Source organism: Kitasatospora sp. LaBMicrA B282 (assembly GCF_050325825.1).
In the GTDB taxonomy this organism is placed as follows: Bacteria; Actinomycetota; Actinomycetes; order Streptomycetales; family Streptomycetaceae; genus Kitasatospora.
In genome coordinates this window covers 1-416 of record NZ_JBNQTI010000420.1, presented here as the reverse complement: position 1 = coordinate 416, position 416 = coordinate 1, and the positions used below count along the sequence as shown (strand labels likewise).

Annotated in this window: 1 protein-coding gene; it reads right to left on the bottom strand. The window is 70.2% G+C overall.

Going from position 1 to position 416, the window contains the following annotated elements; all coding sequences use genetic code 11:
* Positions 1-13: 13 nt before the first annotated feature.
* Positions 14-400: a transglycosylase SLT domain-containing protein gene (locus tag ACQRUO_RS39755; RefSeq protein ID WP_428321037.1), complete on the bottom strand. Its 387-nt coding sequence runs from the start codon at positions 398-400 to the stop codon at positions 14-16.
* Positions 401-416 lie beyond the last annotated feature (16 nt).

The following is a 416-nucleotide window of genomic DNA, read 5'->3' as shown; positions in this document are numbered from 1 at the left end:
TGATCGGGGGTGATCAGTAGTTGTTGTGGATCTGCCAGTAGGCCCAGGCCTGGTTCGGGCTGCCGTAGCGGGAGTTCATGTAGTCGTAGGCCCACTTGATCTGGGTGGTGGGGTTGGTCTGCCAGTCGGCGCCGGCGGAGGCCATCTTGCTGCCGGGCAGGGCCTGGGCCAGGCCGTAGGCGCCGGAGGAGGGGTTGGTGGCCGTCACGTTCCAGCCGCTCTCGTGGGAGATGATCTGGTCGAAGGAGGCCAGCTGGTCGGCGGGCACGATGCCGGCGGCGATCTGCTGCGGGGTGGCGGCGGAGGCGGCGGGGGCCACGGCGGCACCGAGGCCGACCAGGCCGGCGGTGGCGGCGAGCAGGGCGGCGGACTTTCGGATGCGGGTGGTGATCACGGGCATGGGAGAGTTCGTCCTC

Bases quoted from the DNA above. Each gene is read 5' to 3' on its own strand.
- ACQRUO_RS39755 (WP_428321037.1), bottom strand. From the start codon at position 400: ATGCCCGTGATCACCACCCGCATCCGAAAGTCCGCCGCCCTGCTCGCC.